The following is an 18,646-nucleotide window of genomic DNA, read 5'->3' on the forward strand; positions in this document are numbered from 1 at the left end:
TAGCGAGCGAACCCAAATCGGCAAGCTCTTTTATCAGGCGGCCACAAAAAGGCGCAAAAGCCGCAAAGGGAAACGAGCGGGATGGTTCATCCCCTTTTGTGTCTGCTGGACCTTTTCGTGGCTATCACCCTCGCTCACCAGCACTCAGTCCCGGGGCAGCGAAAGCAGGCGCGATTCGATTTCGTCCAGCGCCTTGCCGCGTTCGCGATTCCATTGGTTCTGCGACTTGAGTTGGAGGAGGGTCCGCCGGGCTTGGGTATATGTCGCGCGGGCTTCCGCCGTGGACGAGTTCTGCATCTGCAGCAGGCCCAGCTTGCGGCGGAGCGCCACGAGCTGATCGCGGGCGTTCGGGTTGGCCCCTTTCCGCGTCGCGTATTCCTCGGCGCTATCCAGGGCGGTGTGGTAAAGATCGAGCGCGTCTTCGGTGCGCTTCTGCGCCATGGTCTCGTCGCCGCGCCGCTCGAGCGTGCGGACTTCATCGAGCAATACGGAGTCGGATTCGGCACTGGTCGCGGCGTTCGCCGCGGCGATCAAGGGAGCGCTGGAGGGAGGCGTGATCACGGAAACCGCCCCCGATCCCGGCCCACTTCTCGGCGGAGGCTGCGAATCCGTCGGCAGAATCTTCGACGTGGCCCAGGCGGAAGGCGGGGTCACTTGCGGCACGTTCGGCAGCGCCACTGGCACCGGCGGCACAGGCTTGGCCTCCGGTACTGACTCGAGAGGGGGCGGCGTATTCTGGGCGACGGCCGGGGTCACCTCGGGGGTCACCGCCGCAGTCTCCGCAGTGGACGGCGCCTCTTCTGCGGCCGTGGCTTTGGCCGAGCGACCCGCCATGACCCCGGTCACCGGGCTCACATTCAAAGTGGACACCGGCTCATCCGCCGTGATCTCCAAAAAACTCCGCGTGCCAAAAATGACGGCCACCATGATCAGCATCACGGCGGTGAAGATCGTGTATTTCGAGCTCGGCGGCCTGGCCGACGGGGGCGGCGTAGCGACCCGTGGGGGCGGCATGGCGACGGCGGTCGTCATGACCGGACTCCTTTCCACTCGCGCCAGCGCGGACAACAGGACGATTTCCACCCCCTGCGCGCATCCCCCGAGCCGCTCCAGTTCCGCGACGTCCACATCGACGAGCGCGCTGAGCAGGCTGTCGCGGACTTGCTTGAGGCTGCGGTAGCCACGGCGGGCATCGACGACGCGCGGCTCCGCACGGTCCGCGGCACGAAAGCCATTTTCCTCGAGGCGCCAGCGCAACCACGCCGGCAGCCACTCGCATTGCGCGGCGCGGCGATATTCACCGAGCCGGGCGTCCGGCGGACCATCCGCGACCAACGCGAGGATCCGCTCTTCGCCGCCCGCTTTCTTGAAAGCGCGTATCTGATCGTCCACTGTCTCGGAGCCTGTCGAGTGAGGCGAGCAGACGACGATGAGGCAACTGCTGGCTTCCAAGGCGCGCGGGAGGCCATCGGCGTAGGCCGGATCACGACGGTCGGGAAAGATGGACAGGCAATCCGGTCGCGGAAAGCCCTGCGCGGTGACCCGGTCGACCAGTGAAGCCGGCAGCCGGTAGCCATTGAGATTGCGATAGATCCAGTCGCACCAGGCGGCATCTTCCGGCGCGAAAGCCACCACCGCCCATGAAGCGCCGTCCAATTCGGCCGCCAACTGTTGTTCCAGATCCGGTAACGGTTCGTTAATGAAACTCTGCCGCTCCGCCCCGCCGGGGCTCCTGTCACTCGTCGATTCGGGGACAATCGGAGCTCCGTGGAGGTCTGAGCGCCAACGCGGATGCATGCCTGCTCAGGGAAGCAAGGAAGGTGCCCAAGCGGGAAAGGAAATTGGGGGGATTTAAAGCAGGCGGAAAGTTGCACAGTAGAGGCCCGAAGCGCTGGTTTCTTTGCGCTCCACAGGCGTGCCGACAAGGCGTTGGAACATATCCGCTTCCAGCTTCGCCACCAGCGGAAATTCACGTAAGATATCCAGGATCGGCGAATGGTGTTCCACAATGCGCACGGCACCCGTTTCATCGGCTTCGCACTCGGCCATGTGGCCATCGTGATCCCGCAGGCGGGCCAGCCATTTCGCCCGCTCCGCCGGCGTCTCGCCTTTGATCTTCGCGAGATATTGCTCCGTCTTCTTCTGAAAGACCACGAGCAACAGCTTGTCCGGCGCCGTGGGGCCGAAGAGTTTGCGCGCGGCTTCCAAAATATCGAGCGTCAGCGTATTGCTCTCCGTCGGGAAAAGATCCTGGGCCCGCTCGGTGAGCCGGTAGAGCAAGTGCGGCCGGCCGATCTTCTGCGGCTGCCGCCAGGTATCGAGCAGCCCGCGCTTCTCGAGATCGAGGCACACGCCCTTCGCTCCCATGTAACTCATCCCGACCCGCGCCGCGAGATCGGTCACGCACAGGCCTTGGGTGCGCTTGAGTTCGTTCAGCACGCGCAAGCGCGCACTGCGGCCGACCTGCTGGAGGAGTCGCTGCTTCATGGGGATGGAATGCTCTTAATCCTAAAGGTTGTGCGGACACAAGTGATGCCTTGATTTGGCTTGATTCGTCATGGGCGATGACTTGGTGGATGTAGAGAAGGCGCGTGGAACATCTTGGTCCCCTTTTCGCGAGACGATGGTGGGATGCGCCCGGGAAATTTTTCGGTGGGATCGAGTGGGATCGGATGGAATTTCCAGAGTAGTGAGATGGTGGGATTTTCGGAGAATCGGGTGGGAGAGCGGTGAGATCGACGGGCACAATGCCTGGCCATTTCGCCGCCGGGCTGTGGAACACTCCAGATGCTTCCCCCGCACCGCTTGTCGGATGGGTGCGATTCGGTGCGATTCCTCTGCAAGTGGTATGCTGCGCGCGCGTTTATAGTATGACGCCACTTGGCTCTCGCTACTTGGCTCTTGGCACTCTCCGCCTTCTTGGGTCGGAACTGGCCGGAACATCGCCGCGCCCCACGAAAGCCAGAAAATTTGCCCTACGATTAGGCACGATTGAGCACGACTGGAGGCGACCGCCAGCGCCGCCCAAGGGTGCGATTCGGTGCGATTTACTCTGAGGGAGGTATATCCCGCATGGCGGAGTCCACTCGCGGGCTGGAAAGCCCGCGCTCCGTTGCCTTCGACCCGCGTCATCGCGCGCCGGGTGAGCTTTCGGTACGCAGCGCCATCCCGGCGGGTGAGGACACCCGCCCTACACCGCTCTGCGCCATCGGTGCCGGTTCCATGAATTGAAATCATCGTCGTCATCTCGAATAGAATTACTGCCAGTTCCTCTCCTCCCTTCCCTCGTCCGAAGCCTTTCCTTTCCCGAGCCACTGCTTCTCCTCCCATGTCGCGATGCATCCTAATCCATCGCCGCATAAAAGTCAAGTACAAAGTGAAAAATTTCGCCCTCGAATCCCAGCTTAGCGTGTTTCTATTTCCTTGAACCGATCGCGCCGGGGAGTTTCTCTGGTTCCGTTCCGCCGAGTCTCCTCCGGTACGCTGACTTCTGATCCCTTCCACCTCGGCTCAATAAGATATTAGGCGCTACTACTCGTCTCGTGTAAATCGGCCAAGAACTTTCAAATGAAAGACCCATTTACCGACCGCGCCCTCCAGATTTATGAGGATGCCAAGACTCAGATCCGCTACGTCGCTAGCCGATTCCGTCAGAAGGTTGTGCGCGACGGCGGCTTGGTGGCAGCGAAGCACTGGCTGCGACCATCCAAAGCCACTGCTGGATTCCAGCGCCTACTCGACCACGATCGCCTCGATTTATCGGTCGAAGCCGTTGCTATCCAGGCTGCTTGGAGCGGGCTGTTCACGCCAGCCGAGCTTGCGACTGCGCGAGAGCGCCTGGCGCTGTTCGGTTATTTTACGCGCCCGAGTACCCCTCCAACAACGTCAACTCGGCTTTCGCCGGACGAACTCGAGTTCGCTGACGGAGTTAACTATCCCGAGGGAGACAAGACCCGAATCACGGTCAATGCATACGAACGCAACCCCGAAGCTCGACGCAAGTGCATCCAGCACTACGGTGCCGTCTGCTACGTCTGTGACTTCAATTTCGCCGACATCTACGGTGCTTTAGGGCAAGGCTATATCCATGTTCACCACCTCACGCCATTTGCAGAAACTACTGGTCCACGACGCACGGACCCAGTTTCAGACTTGCGCCCCGTCTGTCCCAATTGTCATTCGATGCTTCACCGCCAATATCCGCCAATCCCAATTGCCGTACTCAAACAAATCATACGCAACTCCTAACCGTGATCTACAACGAGTAGCTCATGGTTGTCACGCTAGCTGCAGTGCACCCAACCGGCCGCGTTTCCGTGTCCGTTGAATTGCTTCTTCGGGCTCCTTTTCTGAAAATCCAGCAATCGTGAACATATCTCTTCTCGGCACATTGCATCCCGACGCGCGAATTCCCGAATGGCTCGTTTCCGAACCGGTCAGCGTTCCCTACTTCGATGGGCAGCGGATGACTTTCACCGTGGATGGTCTCACCGAAGCGGACCGAGAGGATGTGGAGCGCGCACTCGCCGCATTTTTCGCCTTGGGCTCCGACGCCAAAAAGGTCGCCGCCCCGTTTGTCTTTCAGAATTATCGGCGCATGGCGGACGTGCTGGATGAAGACGAAGTCGGTTGTCGCATCACCAGTCCCGACGGTGTGTGGGCCCATGTGCACCCTTCCGAGATATTCGTTTCCCGTCGTCACCGTCGGGATCATCTCATCTACATTCAGATCACCGCGGAGTGCGATTGGGAACGCGAGCACGGACTCCAAATCATCTATCGTCGAGGCAGCGAACTCTCGCGCGTGAGCGATCAAGACGGGCATCTCACCCACACCGATGCGTATGACGTTCCCGAAGACAAAGACAAAATCGCCTGAGCGTTGAAACGGGCAGTTCCGGGGCTCTAGGCCCGCCTACCGCGCCTTCCCTTTTTCATGACAGCATCTCCACGTTACGTTGCCTCCCTGATGTCTCCACGCATCGCCGGGTTTCGGTGGCTGACGCCGCAGGATCCGCTGGATGAGCGGATCTATCGGGAGATTCTCGCGGACGGTTGCGCGATCCTTTCCTTTAACGGATCACCCACGGCGCCGGAGTTTACCTACTCCGTCGGACTGTATCTCAATTTCTTGCATCCCGAGGTGCTGCTCATGGGACTGCATCCCGACACCGCGGCGGGGATCATTGCCCGTCTCCGGGATGAAGCGGACCGCGGTCTTATGATGGAGGCCGGATCCGTGCGGACGGACTTGTTTGAGGACGGCAGGCCGGTGCGATTTATTCCGGCACCGCAGGAGCGTTACCTCGACTACCTCGGCCGCAACTGCTCCTTCTACTTCTCCCTTTTTGTGCCTTCGATCCCGGTTCCTGATTTTCACTTCCCGGTGCTGCAAGGCATCTGGCCAGATCGACAGGGCCGGTTTCCGGATGAGCCGGACTGTGATCCGCGCTTTGCGGCGATCCACCGACTGACTCCACAGCCATGAAGACGATCCTCCCACTCCTTCTGCTCCTGGCTTCCGCCGGTGCCACCTTCGCGGCGGAGGATGCCGCCCAGAAGCCCGCCGACGAAACGATCTTCCACGAGCCGTTCACGCTCAAGCTTCACGTGGACAAAGAGCACTTCTACGAAGAGAGGTTCGGCCGGATCCCTTTCGTCCACAATGGCGACGTCTATCTCTTCAAGGGCGACGAGTTCGGACTCGCCCTCGAGATCCAGGACAACTCCATCCGGACGATCCAATACCAGCCGGACGTGAAGAAGGCGGATGTGACGCTGAAGTTCACCCAGGAGCTGCAGCCCGATGGCACGGCCATGATGCTGCTGCACATCCATAACAACACCCAACAGACGCTCAACGTGGACGCGCTGATGACGGTGCCCGACCGGAAAGGAATCGCCAAGACCAGCATCCTCCCCATCGGACCCGGGCTATCCGGTTTCGAGTCGTGGCCGCACCCCATCGTCCAACTCGTCCTGCGCAACATTCGCGTCGGGAAATGACCGCGACTCAGAGCCCTGTCTGAATCAGTCCAGATGATCTCCATTGAATTCGAACCACCCACTACCGATGCCAAACCCTGCGAGTGTTGCGGTGGTCTTACTACCCGGCTCACGCGCTTCGTCTATCGCGACGACGACGCCTACGCCGTTTATTATGCGCTCTTCACCGATCACCCTCCCCATAGCCATATCTCCGTGCTGGTCAGCATTGGCGAGTGGGCGGACGACGCTCCACCGTCGGGGCGTCGTGCTTTTCATCTGCGCATTGGCACGGATGCCGACAACTTCAATGTTACCGTCCGCGACGCCGCTGAATCGCCGTGGGGCGAGGTCCCACTCTTCGGGCGGACCCTTAATCGCGACGAGGCACTGGCCCACCCGCGCCTCAAGGAAGTGTTTCACATCTCCGACCACATCGTCACCCAAGACACTCCCATCGTGGGGCATCTTTCCAAAGCAACCGGAAACGATTAGCTGTGCGCTGCGGCGAACGGCTCCGCGCCTCCCACGATGAACCACGAAGTCGAGCGCGACGGATTTGCGGTCATCCCTCGGGTGATCGAGGCGGAACAGCAGCGGGGGTTACTTGCTACGCTTGGACCTGTTTTGGGGGCGATTGCCGGGCTGGCCCGTTCGCCGCGGATGCTGGACCTCGTTCGTCCGCATCTGCCATCCGAACCGTTTCCCGTCCGCGCCATTTACTTCGACAAGTCTCCGGACACGAATTGGCTGGTGCCGTGGCACCAGGATTTGACGCTGGCACTTCGGGCCCGCGCCGAGGTGCCGGGCTTTGGTCCGTGGAGTACGAAGGAGGGCATTCCACACGTGCAGCCGCCGGTCGGGCTGCTGGAGCGGATGCTGGCCGTGCGACTCCACCTCGACGACGCCGACGAGTCTAACGGCGCATTGCGCGTGCTGCCCGGCTCCCACCGTCTCGGCCGCCTTTCCGCCGAGCGCATTCAGGAGCTGCGCGGTCAGCAATCAGACAGGGTCTGCGCCGTGTCCGCGGGCGACGCTCTGCTCATGCGCCCCCTGCTGTTGCACGCGTCCAGTCGTTCCACGAGCGCGCGGCATCGTCGCGTCTTGCACATCGAGTATGCGGCGTTCACGCTACCCGCCGAACTCCACTGGCATGAAGCGGCTTGATCCCATGCGACGAATGCGTGACCAAGCTCCGCGCCCACCCTAGATGAAACTTTCCTACGAATTCGATCACGACGACTGGATCAGTTTTCACCGCTACCACTACAGCGTTTCGCCGACGTATCGGCGGATGCGCAACTACGCGCGGATCATGTTCCCGGTGGCGGCGCTGTTCTTGATCGGTACGCATTATCTCAATCGCGGCTTTGATCCGGTGCACATCGGCCTCTTTACGGCGGTCTCGGTGGCGTGGTTTTTTCTGTATCCGCTGTGGGTGGACCGGCGGGTGATTCGACGCACCAATCAATTCCTTCGCGAAGGCGACTCGAGCGGCATGTTTGGCCGCCGGGAAATCGAGCTGCTGCCCGACACGGTGCATATCGCGACCACCAAGGGAGAGACGACTTACAAGGCCGCAGCCATCACCAAGGTGGTGGAAACCGCGGACGCGCTGTTGCTTTATGTTTCCTCCTTGCAGGCGGTGATTCTTCCGCGGCGGAAGTTATCGCCGGAGGAATTTCAGCAGGCGGTCTCGTTTGCCCAGCAATACTATGTTCCTCCGGCGGCCTAGAAGGTGAAAGCGCGGGACATCTATCTGCCGCTCGTAGCGCTCGCGCTCATCGTGAGCGGCGTTTACGTTTACTTCTTCACGGGGCCCTATCGCTTTGTGGACGCGCCGTTGGCTCCGGAGTCTTTGCAGCATCTGCGTTCCGGGGCCGGGAGCGGCGCGGCGTGGCTGGCGTCGCCCTCCGAGACCACGCTCGAGTATCTTAACTGGTGGCCACAGCTTGACCGTCCGAACCTTTCCCGACTCGACATCGCCACGCTCTACCGCTCGCCGGAGGAAGCGGTGGTCACGATCATCGACAACGACACCCGGGACGACAGCATTTCACGCTCCTGCGACCGCCTTACCCTGCGGCGACAGGGCGGTGTGTGGATACCGGTGCGGCATCAGGCCGCCTGGCAGGGTCGTGGGCGCTTCGGCTGGACGACACAACCCACATCCTGAGCAGGCGTGGGAAGTGGAGTTTTACGCATTTCCACTTAATTATTTGATTGCTTCGGAGCGGCGCCTCGCGCAGGAAGAGACGTTGACGGCATCACCGTAGCGGCCAGGCGGATTATTCGTTCGGTTCGGGGTGATTGCGGTTGCGATCCCATCTTCCCGTTCATGAATCTCCAGTCGTTCCTCAAACCAATCGCCCTCCACCCGTGGCTGCCGTTGGCACTCGCCATCCTCGTCAGCAGCTGCGCCACGGAGAAAAAACTCACACCGGAGCAACGACTCGCGCGGGAGGAAAGACTCACCGGGGCCGCCAAAAAATATCAGGCGTGGAAGGACGGCAGTGAGCTAGCGCCGGTGGCTTTGGCTCCGGGGTCCCTCAGTCCGGAGATCGACATGGGGCCACCGTGGGGGAAATGGAAAGTTTCTGAATTGAAGAAAAAGGTCAAAGAGCTCGAAGCGCGGAAGCGGCAGCAATCCCAAGAGGGAGAAGATCAGCAATCACCGTCGCAGCAGTAAATCGCATTTATGAAAACCCACCTTCGGTCGCTTCGGCGCTGGACGATCCTGTTAGCCACCCTCTCACTCCTGGCCGCGTCTCCCGGTCATGCACAGGAGCCTGCCGCCGCCGGTGTGGAATCCACGCCCAACTCGACGACTGAGCATCCTCCGGCGCAGGCGGCGACTCCCGGCAAGCCGGCGACGGCGGCACATGAGAAAACAGCCAAGGAAAAATCCCCGTCATCGACTGCCGGACTATCCGCCGAAGACCGATTCATGGCGGCGGCAAAAAAAGCCATGGGGGTGAAGGAAAAAAAAGCCGGGACCGATACGGATGCGAGCGAGGGCGACGAGGAGGAGTCAAACCAGCCTTGGAACGCGAAACTGGTCAAGTTTCTCTCCGTATCCATCCTGGCTTTTGGGGCTGCCGTGCTGGGCATGATGACCTATCTGGTGATGCAGAATAAGGATTCCGGGGCGGTGCTGCGGCTCTTTACCGTGCCGCTGGTGATCGTGGCCTCGGTCTTCCTGGTAGTCGCCGGGTTTACCAACCAGCAGATCACCCCGGTGGTGGGGCTGCTGGGCACCATCGTAGGTTATATCCTGGGATCGCACTCTGCTCGTAACGAGATGGCGGCGGCCAACGAAGCGGCCCGGGAGAAAGCAGAAGACAAGGCAGGCAAGGAGAAAGACGCCCTGCCCCCAACAAGCTGACCGGCGAAGCTATTCGTTCCGCTCAAGCGTGACCTCAACGGCAATTTCATATTTTCCATCCATGAACCGCACTTCCTTTTTCCAAGCATGGTCATTTCGCCGATTGCTGCCGTTGGCGCTGGCAGTGTGCGTGAGCGGCTGCGCCAGCGAGCCAAAATCTGCGCGGCAAGAGCGGCTCACTCTGGCAGCCAAGGAATATGCGGCGCGGGAGAAGAAGAAAGAGGAAGAAGATATGAAAGATCCAAAGGATGCCATGGACTATCCGGGCTACGCTCCCGATCCGGATCCGATCGTCGATTTGGGGCCGCCGTGGGGAAAGTGGAGAACTTCTGCCTTGAAGAAAAAGATGCGCGAGATTGAAGCGGCGAAGAAACAGGAGGCACAGTAAATCGCAATTATGAAAACTCCCCTTTGGTCGCTGTGGCGCAATTCTTTTTTCCAAGCAGAGGTATTTCGCCGATTACTGCCGCTGGCGCTGGCGGTTTGCGTGAGCGGCTGCGAGACGCAGCCCGCGCGGCAGGCGAGGCTCACGGGAGCGGCCCAGGAATTTGCCGCGCGGGAAAAGCAAGAAGAGGAACGGGAACGGCGAGAAGGGCCGCTTTTAGCGATGGCTCCCGGTTACCACGATCCGGATCCGATAGTCGACCTGGGACCGCCGTGGGGGAAGTGGAGAACTTCCGCCTTGAAGAAAAAGATGAGCGAGATCGAAGCGCAGAGGCACTCACCGCAGTAGCGGCGAGTCACTCCCCGGCGCGGAAGTGGCGCAGGGCTTCGACGATGCCGGCGCTGCACACGCCATCGGCCACGTAGCCGCCGGCTTCGCTGACGGTGCGTTTCACGGCTTCGACGGCGTTGCCGGGGCAGGCCACCCAGGCGGCGTGACGGCCATCGAGCATCGGGAGATCGTTGTAGTGATCGCCGGCGGCGAAGATTTCGTCGCGCGAGATGCCGGTGAGGCGGCCGAGTTCGCCGAGCGCGGTGCCCTTGCTGTAGGCCTCGTGGCAGAAGCGCACGTAGATGGTGTTGCGCATGAACTGGAAGCCGGGCACGCGCTTGCTCTCCCGGGCGAGGAACTCGACGATCTCGTCCATCTCGTCGAGGGACTCGGCGGCGAGGCCGATGAGCCGCTGGCCCTCGTAGATCGGGTGGGCCTTGGTGTGTTTGGCGAGATATTCCTCGATATCGGCGAGCAGGACACTCGCTTTTGAGAAAAGCCGGGCGTGTTCTTCGGCGCAGCGCGCATTCCAGTCGCCGTAGTCCTGCCAGCGGCCATCCGCTCCGCGATGGAAGACCTCGCGCTCGGAGGTGAGCACGAAATCCGGCACGGCGGGGAATTCCAATTCGCGCAGCCCTTCCTCGATGTGCCAGAGCACCCGGCCGGTGTTCACCGCCCAGAGCACGCCGTGCTCGCGCAGTTGCGCGAGCAGGGTGAAGAAATCGGGGTGCACCCGGGGCGTCGCTTCATGATCGACGATGGTGCCATCGAAATCGGTGCTCAGCAGTTTGATCATGAGTTGAGGGTTGAGTGTGCGGTAAAAAGGCCGGAGAGTGGAGCGAAGCGGGTCGGCAAGTTATTGCGCCACGCTGAACTCTCAACTCTGAATTGGCTAAATTCGCACCCCAACTTTCGCACTCCTTATGAAATCCGCCTACGAACTCGCCATGGACCGGCTGCAGAAGCAAGCGCCGGCCGTGAAACTCACCGCCGCGCAAAAAACCGAGATCGCCGAGATCGAAACCAACGCCAAGGCGAAGGTGGCTGAGCAGGAGCTCTTTCTGCGCGACAAGATCGCCGAGGCCGCGCAGGAGGGGAAATATGAGGACGCCGCCCAACTGGAGCAGCAGCTCGCGCGGGAGATCCGCCGGATCAACGAGGACGCGGACAAGAAGAAGGAGAAGGTCCGCGGAGGGTAAAGGCGCCCCATTCAGGGCTCTAAAAGACTACGCGGCCTCGACGTGCTGGAGCGCGTCGAGCGTCTCGCGGAGTTCCGCGAGGCTGACCGGCTTTTCCAGATAGGCGGCGGCGCCGCAGTTCGTGACGAAAGGGTCCGTCTTATCCGCGCTGCCGGAGACGAAGATGATCTTCGCGTCGGGTTTGCGGCTGAGCAGGGCGTGGCAAACGGTCAACCCATTGTAGCGCGGCATCATGATATCGAGCAGCACGGCATCCGCTTCGCAACGCGCAAAAGCCTGAATCACAGCAAGTCCGCCACCCGTGACCGTCCCCACCACGTCGTGGCCGCAAGCGGTCACGCAATCGGCCAGCGCCTGGGCCAGTTCCTTGTCATCATCAGCGATGAGAACGCGCATAGGGGGAGCGAGGTTGGAAAATCAGGCCGCCAGCAACATCGTGCGGACGTTGATGAAGGCGATCATCTCCAGCAGATCGTCCACATGGAAGGGCTTGGTGAGGATCGTGCCATTCACACTGACGATGAAGTCGTTGACCTTGGTATTGCCGCGATGGCCGGTCATGAAAATGAAGCGGTCGCAGAGATGCGGACGCATGCGCTCGACAGCGCGGAAAAACATGTCGCCGGGCAGCGTGGGCATCATCATGTCACAGAGAAGAACCTCGAAATCGCTGGCCAGGACTTGGTGCACACCTTCGACACCGTTGGTCACGCCGACCACTTCAAAGCCGCTCTCCTTGAGAAAGTCGGTCATGATTTCCTTGAAGGCGGGATCATCCTCGAGCAGGAGAACTTTTTTGGCGATATCCGCATTCGGATCAACGAGCCGGATGCCGGATGGCACGACATTCTCTTCGGAATCGGGAGCTAAGGCGGGTAGTGACATATAATTTCTTTGTAGGTGCTATAATCTCCAGAAAGCAGGGTTCATGCCGCAGTGCCGCGCTTTCGCAGATAAAAATACACTAAAATCGACCTCCATGGGTTCTCCGAAACCTCGGCTGGAGTGGGGTGAGGTTCGGTTCATGGTTTGATTTATAGGTCGCTCGCTACTTGGACGGTGAATCCGCTGTCTGGAGATTGTCGAAGCCGTACTTTTTGCCCATTTCGTCCATCTTTTTACTCATGGCGTCCATCTCCTTGCCCATGGCATTCATCTTCGCGGAAAAGTTTTCCATGTATCTCGGGTCTTCTTTCATTCGCTCCTTGAGGTACGCGAGCACCTCATCCGGTTTGTCGGGCCAGCCGTCAAAGACCTCAGTCGTCCTGTTCAGGGTGGTGATCGCCTCCGAGAAGGCCGCTTTCAAGTCGTCCGGCAGCCCGTCGGTTTGCACCGTCTTCACCCCGGTGACCATGGATCGGAACACCAGCAAGCCAGCCAGCGGATTCGCTTTCAGTTCCACTTCCTTCTTCTTGGAATCGGTGTTGAGCGCCGCCATGTCGTTCCTAAAGCGCGCGAGGGCAACATCCGTATTTTGCGCCTGGAGCGATGAAATTCCAAGGCATACAGCCAGAAGAATCGGCAGTATTCTGGATATTCTCATTTGTTCGTCTTTATACGGAAAAGCATTGTCACACAACTGGTATTCACCACGTTGTCCAGCGCGCTGCTCCGAGCCTGCCGCGCGAATCGATCTAGCATTCTCCCGGCGAACGCGATTGCCGTAGCGAGAAATCCCCCTCAATTTACCCGCGCTTGGAAACTCCCACCGTCCCGCTGCTCTTCGATTCCTCGTTCCTGACGAAGCTCGAGCAGCTCTATTTGCTCTCGAAAAAGCTGTTTCGTGGGGCGCACCGTGCCGAGCGGCGGTCCCGGCAGGTGGGCTCCAGCCTGGAGTTTGCCGACTACCGCAATTACACCTTGGGCGACGATTTGCGCTCCATTGATTGGAACATCTACGGCCGGCTGGACCGCCTGTTCGTGAAGCTTTTTGAGCAGGAACAGGATCTCGATATCTCATTTCTGCTCGATGCGAGTGCTTCGATGCGCTGGAAACCCGACGGCAGCGACCGGTTGAGCAAGTTCGACCAGGGGCGCCGGATCGCGGCGTCGCTGGCCTACATCGGCCTGGCCAATCTGGACCGCGTGAATGTGCACTACTTCGGCTCGCGGCTGGAGGAAGACATGGGCCTTTGCCGGGGCAAGAGCCAGTTCCACAAGGTGCTCGATTTTCTCCGGGACGCCCCGGCGCTGGAGGGGGAAACGCGCCTGCTGCCGTCCTTGCGCACCTTCGCCCAGCGCATGAAACGGCGCGGACTCGTCTTTTTGCTGAGTGATCTTTTCGACCCGGGCGGTTTTGAGGAAGGGCTCGCGCTGCTGCGCTATCAACAGTTTGAAGTGCACGTCATTCACATTCTCGATCCCGCGGAATTGCGCCCGACCGCGACCGGCGACCTGCGCTTGATCGAGAGCGAGAGCGGCGAGGCCTATGAGGTGACGGCCAGCGAGGCGCTGCTGCGACGTTACCACGCGGAGGTCGACGCCTTCTTGGAGAAGACGAGCACCTTTTGCACGGAGCACGGCATCGGCTACGCCCAGGCGACGACGGCGGTGCCCTTCGAGGAACTGGTGCTGCGCGTGTTGCGGGATGGGAGGATGATCCAGTGACCTTTCTCAACGTCTGGGCCGCGGGCTTTGCGGCCGTCGCGCCGGTCATCGTCCTGCTCTATCTGCTGAAGCTGAAGCGGCGGCCGATGGCGGTGTCGACGCTGCTCTTCTGGCAGCGCATCCTGCAGGAGAGTCGGCGGCGCGCCTTCTTTCAACGGCTCCGGCAGCTCTTCTCGCTATTGCTGCACCTCCTCATCTTCGCGCTCATCCTGGGCGCGCTGGCGCATCCCACTCTGGATCGCCAGATCAGCGAAGGCGCCTCCACCGTCCTCATCGTGGACACGCGGGCGCGCATGCAGGCGACTGAGCCGGATGGGCAGACGCGGTTTGCGAAAGCGAAGGCCGAGGCGACGAATGTCGTTCGCCAGGCCAGCGCGTTGCGGCAGATGGCCATGATCACCGTCGACGCCAGCGCGCGGGTCGTCACGCCCTTCACCGATGATGAGAAGGCCTTGCGCGAAAACCTGGTGAAGCTGTCCGCCACCGACGCCGGCGGCGATTTGAATCGGGCCGTCGAGCTGGCCGAAGAGTTGTTGGCGTCGCGCGGCGGCGATCGCAAAATCATCGTCTTTACCGACCGGTTGCCGGAGGCCAAGCCCGCGGACCTAAAGGTCCCGCTGGATTTTGTCACGGTCGGAACGGCACGGGACAACCTCGCCATCACGCGCTTCGCCACGCGCCCGGTATTGAACAGTCCACAGACTTCCGAGGTGCTGCTCGAAGTCGCCAACTTCGGCCCATCGCCCACGAAGACCAACGTGGAGCTGGCTTATGACGGCCAGTTGCTCGACGTCAAGCCGCTCACCCTCGAACCCGGCGCGCATGCCGTGCAAGTCTTCCCCACGGTCCCCCGCCCCAGCAACCACGCGCGCGGCTGGCTCACCGCGCGGCTCGACACAAATGACGCCCTCGCCGCGGACAACGTCGCCTATGCCGTGCTGCCGGTCGATCCACCGAAGCGCATCCTGCTCATCACGAAGGGCAACTGGTTCCTCGAGAAACTCCTCGCCGCGGATCAAAGCGTCGCCTTCGAATTAATCACGCCCGATGGCTTTACTCCCGCGCTCGCGGCCAAGTTCGACGCCGTTATTTTCGACAACTTCGTCCCGGCGAATTTCGATATCGAGAAAGCCACGGGGAATTCCTTCTTCATCAAGCAAACGCCCTTCAACACCTCAGAAGCCGTGCTTGATCAACCGCTCGTCTCCGATCTCGACAGCCGCCATCCGGCGCTGCGGCTCGTCAACTTGCAAAACATCACACTCCTCCACGCCGCCCCGCTCGCCGTGCCGAAAACGGAAGGCTGGGACTGGCAGGCGCCAATTCGCTCGTTCGACCACGCGCTGATGATCACGGGGGAGCGGCAAGGCGGTGCGCCCCGCGTCGCGGCACTTGCGCTCGACATCGGCGATTCCGACCTGCCGCTGCGCGTTGCCTTTCCGCTGCTCATTTCCAATACGATCCATTGGCTGGTCGGCGAGGAAGCGGCCCCGGTCCTCAGTCGTCGAGCCGGCGAAGCGCTGCCGCTGGCCGCCGGCGAAAGCGTACAAATGGAGCCACAGACCCCCTGGAAAAAGGACGCGCCGGCAGCAGCGAAATCCCCGGCGGCCCACACGTTGTTCCAGCCGCTGGCCAACGGCTTCTACGAATGGCAGACGCATGACAGCAAACGCTGGCTCGCGGTGAATACCTTCAGCGAAGCGGAATCCGATCTGCGCGTCGCAAGCCCGGCGACGTCGGCGAGCATCCCCTTGCCCGCGATCACCCTCGCCCGGCTCGCCGGATGGCCGCTCTGGCAGTATCTGGCCGCGGCGGCCCTGCTGCTCTTTGCCTTGGAATGGTGGCTCTTTCACCGGAGGCGCACGGAGTGAACGGCCTCGTGGATCTCGCCCATCCGTGGGCGCTCACGTTTGCGCTGGTCGTCGTCTTTCTCGTCTGGGCGCAACGCCGGTCGCTGGCCGACATGACACCCGCCCAGCGCAAGGTGTGTTTTGCCCTGCGCACTTTCATCATGCTGCTGCTGGTCCTCGCGCTGGCCGGTGTCCGCTGGCTGCTGCCCTCGCGGGAACTGGCGGTCCTCTTTGTCGTCGACCACTCGGCCAGCATCTCCGCGCCAGCGCAAAAGGAGGCCCGGGATTTCGTCACGTCGAGCCTCGCCGCGCAGCACACCGACGATACCGCGGGGGTCGTCGGTTTCGCCACCACTCCCGAACTCTGGCAGGCCCCGGCCGCGCACTTGCAACCCGCCGCCCAATGGCCCGAACTCCCGGAGCGCAAGGCGACCGACATCGGCAGCGCGCTTGATTTCGCCAGCGCCATTTTCCCCGCGGGCAAGGCGCGCCGCGTCGTCCTGCTCACCGATGGAAACGATACGACGGAGCAGGCCACCGCCGGGGCCGCGCGCCTCGCGGCCCAAGGCGTGGAGTTGCTCACCGTGCCGCTGCACAATGCCTCCGCGCCGGAAATACTCGTGGAGAAGGTCGAGGTGCCGCGCCGCTTGAAAGCCGGCGAACCGTTCGACCTCACCGCGCGCATCCACAGCAACGTCGCCACCACCGCCAAGGTGAAGCTGTATCAGAATCAATTCCTCCTCGAGCAACGCGACATAACGCTCAAGCCCGGCGACAACGAATTCCGCGCGCCCAATCTCAAGGCCGATGGCAATTTCATTTCCTACGAAGTGGAAGTTCTGCCCGCGCTCGACACCGTGGCCGAAAACAATCGCGCTTCCGCCACGGCGAGCTTGCGCGGCGAACCGCGTGTCCTGCTGGTCGATTCGGACGAGAACAATGGCCGGGCGCTGGCCGACGTCTTGCAGAAGGAAAAGATCTCCGTGGAGACGCGCGGCTTGGGCGGCCTGCCCAAATCGCTGGAAGACTTGCAGCAGTTCGATCTCTTCCTGCTCAGCGATGTCTCCGCGCTCAACCTCGGCCGCGAGCAAATGGATCTCTACCGCCGCTGGGTGCAGGATTTCGGCGGTGGCTTCGTGATGATCGGCGGTGAAAACAGTTTCGGCGTCGGCGGCTATTACCGGTCGCCCGTCGAGCAAATGCTGCCCGTGCGCATGGAGCACGATGACCGGCTCGATACTCCCACGGTCGCCATGCTCGTGGTGCTGGATCGCTCGGGCTCGATGACAGCGACGGTCGCCGGCCAGACCAAGATGTCGCTCGCCGACCAGGGCGCGGTCTTCGCCATGAACGCGCTCCAGCCGAAGGATTATTTCGGCGTCGTCGCCGTGGACACCAAACCGCATACCGTGGTGCCACTCGCGCCCATCACCGCCAAGGGGGCGGCGGAGCAGAAGATTCTCAGCATCACCGCCGGGGGCGGTGGCATCTATATCTATACATCGATGGTCGACGCCTTTCAGCAGTTGCGCGACATCCCCGCGCGGGTGAAGCATCTATTGCTCTTTTCCGACGCCGCCGATGCCGAGGAAAAAGCCGCGGGCGAAATGAGCGACGGCCTCCACACCGGCGGCAATTCGCTCGACCTCGCCTCGGCCATGCTCGCCGCGAAGATCACCACTTCCGTCGTCGGCCTCGGCACGGAGCAGGACAAGGACACGCCCTTCCTGCGCCAGCTCGCGGAGCGCGGGAGTGGGCGCTTCTATCTCACCGACGACGCCACCACCCTGCCTCAAATCTTCAGCACCGAGACGATGAAGGTCGCGCAGAGCAGCCTGATCGAGGAGCCCTTCCTCGCTGTGCCGATGGCCAGGAGCCCGATCACCGCCGGTCTGGACTGGGCGCAATCGCCCCTGCTCCTCGGCTACAACGCGACCAAGCCCAAGCCCACCGCCGAGATCCTGCTCGCGACCGAGCGCGGGGAACCGCTGCTCGCCACCTGGCGCTACGGGCTGGGACAGGCCGCCGCCTTTACCAGCGATGCGAAGAGCCGTTGGGCGGCCGAATGGCTGGCCTGGCCGGGCTACGGGAAATTCTGGACGCAACTGGTGCGCACCCTGATGCGCAAGAGCGATCAATCGAGTTTCCAGGTCAACACCAGCGAGCTGGGCAATCGCCTGGAACTGACGATCGACGCGATCAAGCCCGACGGTTCGTTTCGCAATCAAATGCCGGTGAGCGTGAACATGCTGCGTGCGGACGGCTCCACCGAAACGCGGACGGCACAGCAGGAAGGCCCCGGACAGTATCGCGCGGCGTTCGACTTGCCCACCGAAGGAACCTCCATCTTTTCGGTCAGTTCGCCCGACTTGCCGGACGGCGGCTATGTTTTCGGCCACACGCGCAGTTACCCGCAGGAGTTTCTGCGGACCGAGGTGAATGAGACATTATTGCATACCCTGGCGTCAATTGGAGGCGGCAAATACGCGCCATTGCCCTCGGAAGTCTTTGCCCGACCAGCCGTGGCGGCGCGCACCCAGATGGAGCTGACGAACTACTTTCTGGAGGCGGCCCTCCTCCTCCTGCCTCTGGATATCTGGCTGCGGCGCCGGACCTGGCGCGCCTAAATAGCCGATTCGGGGCTCTACAGAGGCGGGAATCGCTCCTTCGCATTTCCCCGTACATCCGGCAGGGCCTTTGGCATGTCCAGTGCTTTTAGAATTACTGGAAATGGTGTTAATCGTGAACAAGTCCCACCGCATCGTCCTGCATCTCGCCTGCATCGTCTCGAAGAGCCGACAGGGCCGCGACTGTAGCTGGCACTGGCAGCACCTCCTACGAGAGTTCGGATGCGGCGAATACGCGACACGCGACAACCGTCTAAAGAACGAATCCACATTGGAGG

At 61.5% G+C, this 18,646-nt stretch carries 22 protein-coding genes; 16 read left to right on the top strand and 6 right to left on the bottom strand.

Features of this window, described 5'->3' with window-relative positions; genetic code table 11:
* Nucleotides 1-144: 144 nt before the first annotated feature.
* Entirely contained in the window at nt 145-1,668 is a 1,524-nt protein-coding gene (locus ABJF10_RS12020; RefSeq protein ID WP_348544815.1) for a toll/interleukin-1 receptor domain-containing protein, read from the bottom strand.
* A gap of 183 nt (nt 1,669-1,851) precedes the next feature.
* Nucleotides 1,852-2,487, bottom strand: a complete 636-nt coding sequence (locus ABJF10_RS12025) for a hypothetical protein (protein ID WP_348544816.1) — start codon at nt 2,485-2,487, stop codon at nt 1,852-1,854.
* A gap of 1,080 nt (nt 2,488-3,567) precedes the next feature.
* Between ABJF10_RS12025 and ABJF10_RS12030 the strand changes: the two genes are divergently transcribed.
* From ABJF10_RS12030 to ABJF10_RS12085, 12 genes are all read left to right on the top strand, one after another.
* Entirely contained in the window at nt 3,568-4,248 is a 681-nt protein-coding gene (locus ABJF10_RS12030; protein ID WP_348544817.1) for an HNH endonuclease, read from the top strand.
* A 118-nt stretch (nt 4,249-4,366) separates the two neighbouring features.
* Complete coding sequence (locus ABJF10_RS12035) at nt 4,367-4,879, top strand: hypothetical protein (protein ID WP_348544818.1); 513 nt, start codon at nt 4,367-4,369, stop codon at nt 4,877-4,879.
* A 90-nt stretch (nt 4,880-4,969) separates the two neighbouring features.
* Nucleotides 4,970-5,488 (top strand): DUF4262 domain-containing protein, encoded by a 519-nt coding sequence (locus ABJF10_RS12040; RefSeq protein WP_348544819.1) that lies wholly within the window; start codon nt 4,970-4,972, stop codon nt 5,486-5,488.
* A complete protein-coding gene (locus tag ABJF10_RS12045) occupies nt 5,485-6,006 on the top strand; it encodes a hypothetical protein (RefSeq protein ID WP_348544820.1) in 522 nt (173 codons plus the stop codon). The genes ABJF10_RS12040 and ABJF10_RS12045 overlap by 4 nt, the downstream gene beginning before the upstream one ends.
* A gap of 33 nt (nt 6,007-6,039) precedes the next feature.
* Nucleotides 6,040-6,480: a hypothetical protein gene (locus tag ABJF10_RS12050; RefSeq protein ID WP_348544821.1), complete on the top strand. Its 441-nt coding sequence runs from the start codon at nt 6,040-6,042 to the stop codon at nt 6,478-6,480.
* Between the two features lie 36 nt (nt 6,481-6,516).
* Complete coding sequence (locus ABJF10_RS12055; RefSeq protein ID WP_348544822.1) at nt 6,517-7,152, top strand: phytanoyl-CoA dioxygenase family protein; 636 nt, start codon at nt 6,517-6,519, stop codon at nt 7,150-7,152.
* 43 nt (nt 7,153-7,195) lie between these two features.
* The gene (locus tag ABJF10_RS12060; RefSeq protein WP_348544823.1) at nt 7,196-7,720 is read left to right on the top strand and encodes a YcxB family protein; all 525 of its coding nucleotides are present in this window, start codon (nt 7,196-7,198) and stop codon (nt 7,718-7,720) included.
* A gap of 3 nt (nt 7,721-7,723) precedes the next feature.
* The gene (locus ABJF10_RS12065; RefSeq protein ID WP_348544824.1) at nt 7,724-8,161 is read left to right on the top strand and encodes a hypothetical protein; all 438 of its coding nucleotides are present in this window, start codon (nt 7,724-7,726) and stop codon (nt 8,159-8,161) included.
* Nucleotides 8,162-8,323: 162 nt separating this feature from the next.
* Nucleotides 8,324-8,674, top strand: a complete 351-nt coding sequence (locus ABJF10_RS12070) for a hypothetical protein (RefSeq protein WP_348544825.1) — start codon at nt 8,324-8,326, stop codon at nt 8,672-8,674.
* Nucleotides 8,675-8,683: 9 nt separating this feature from the next.
* A complete protein-coding gene (locus ABJF10_RS12075) occupies nt 8,684-9,370 on the top strand; it encodes a hypothetical protein (RefSeq protein WP_348544826.1) in 687 nt (228 codons plus the stop codon).
* 61 nt (nt 9,371-9,431) lie between these two features.
* Nucleotides 9,432-9,758 carry a hypothetical protein gene (locus ABJF10_RS12080; protein ID WP_348544827.1) on the top strand — a complete coding sequence of 109 codons (327 nt, stop codon included), beginning with the start codon at nt 9,432-9,434 and terminating at the stop codon, nt 9,756-9,758.
* A gap of 9 nt (nt 9,759-9,767) precedes the next feature.
* On the top strand, nt 9,768-10,103 hold the full coding sequence (locus ABJF10_RS12085; protein ID WP_348544828.1) for a hypothetical protein: 336 nt from the start codon (nt 9,768-9,770) through the stop codon (nt 10,101-10,103).
* Between the two features lie 7 nt (nt 10,104-10,110).
* Here the strand turns inward: ABJF10_RS12085 and ABJF10_RS12090 are convergent, their stop codons facing one another.
* Nucleotides 10,111-10,881 (bottom strand): HAD-IIB family hydrolase, encoded by a 771-nt coding sequence (locus ABJF10_RS12090; RefSeq protein ID WP_348544829.1) that lies wholly within the window; start codon nt 10,879-10,881, stop codon nt 10,111-10,113.
* Between the two features lie 127 nt (nt 10,882-11,008).
* Between ABJF10_RS12090 and ABJF10_RS12095 the strand changes: the two genes are divergently transcribed.
* Nucleotides 11,009-11,284 (top strand): hypothetical protein, encoded by a 276-nt coding sequence (locus tag ABJF10_RS12095; protein ID WP_348544830.1) that lies wholly within the window; start codon nt 11,009-11,011, stop codon nt 11,282-11,284.
* 27 nt (nt 11,285-11,311) lie between these two features.
* On the opposite strand, the gene ABJF10_RS12100 is transcribed toward ABJF10_RS12095, so the two are convergent.
* The 3 genes from ABJF10_RS12100 to ABJF10_RS12110 form a co-directional block, all read right to left on the bottom strand.
* Nucleotides 11,312-11,680, bottom strand: a complete 369-nt coding sequence (locus tag ABJF10_RS12100) for a response regulator (RefSeq protein WP_348544831.1) — start codon at nt 11,678-11,680, stop codon at nt 11,312-11,314.
* Nucleotides 11,681-11,701: 21 nt separating this feature from the next.
* On the bottom strand, nt 11,702-12,169 hold the full coding sequence (locus tag ABJF10_RS12105; protein ID WP_348544832.1) for a response regulator: 468 nt from the start codon (nt 12,167-12,169) through the stop codon (nt 11,702-11,704).
* Nucleotides 12,170-12,332: 163 nt separating this feature from the next.
* Nucleotides 12,333-12,968 (bottom strand): hypothetical protein, encoded by a 636-nt coding sequence (locus ABJF10_RS12110; RefSeq protein ID WP_348544833.1) that lies wholly within the window; start codon nt 12,966-12,968, stop codon nt 12,333-12,335.
* A gap of 11 nt (nt 12,969-12,979) precedes the next feature.
* On the opposite strand from ABJF10_RS12110, the gene ABJF10_RS12115 reads away from it, so the two are divergent.
* Genes ABJF10_RS12115 through ABJF10_RS12125 form a run of 3 tightly spaced genes read left to right on the top strand, consistent with a single transcriptional unit; the run spans nt 12,980 to nt 18,368 of the window.
* Nucleotides 12,980-13,891 (top strand): DUF58 domain-containing protein, encoded by a 912-nt coding sequence (locus tag ABJF10_RS12115; protein WP_348544834.1) that lies wholly within the window; start codon nt 12,980-12,982, stop codon nt 13,889-13,891.
* The gene (locus tag ABJF10_RS12120) at nt 13,888-15,762 is read left to right on the top strand and encodes a VWA domain-containing protein (protein WP_348544835.1); all 1,875 of its coding nucleotides are present in this window, start codon (nt 13,888-13,890) and stop codon (nt 15,760-15,762) included. Before ABJF10_RS12115 ends, ABJF10_RS12120 begins: the two co-directional genes overlap by 4 nt.
* On the top strand, nt 15,759-18,368 hold the full coding sequence (locus ABJF10_RS12125; RefSeq protein ID WP_348544836.1) for a VWA domain-containing protein: 2,610 nt from the start codon (nt 15,759-15,761) through the stop codon (nt 18,366-18,368). The genes ABJF10_RS12120 and ABJF10_RS12125 overlap by 4 nt, the downstream gene beginning before the upstream one ends.
* The last annotated feature ends 278 nt before the right edge of the window (nt 18,369-18,646 follow it).

Source organism: Chthoniobacter sp., assembly GCF_040003245.1.
GTDB lineage: Bacteria > Verrucomicrobiota > Verrucomicrobiia > Chthoniobacterales > Chthoniobacteraceae > Chthoniobacter.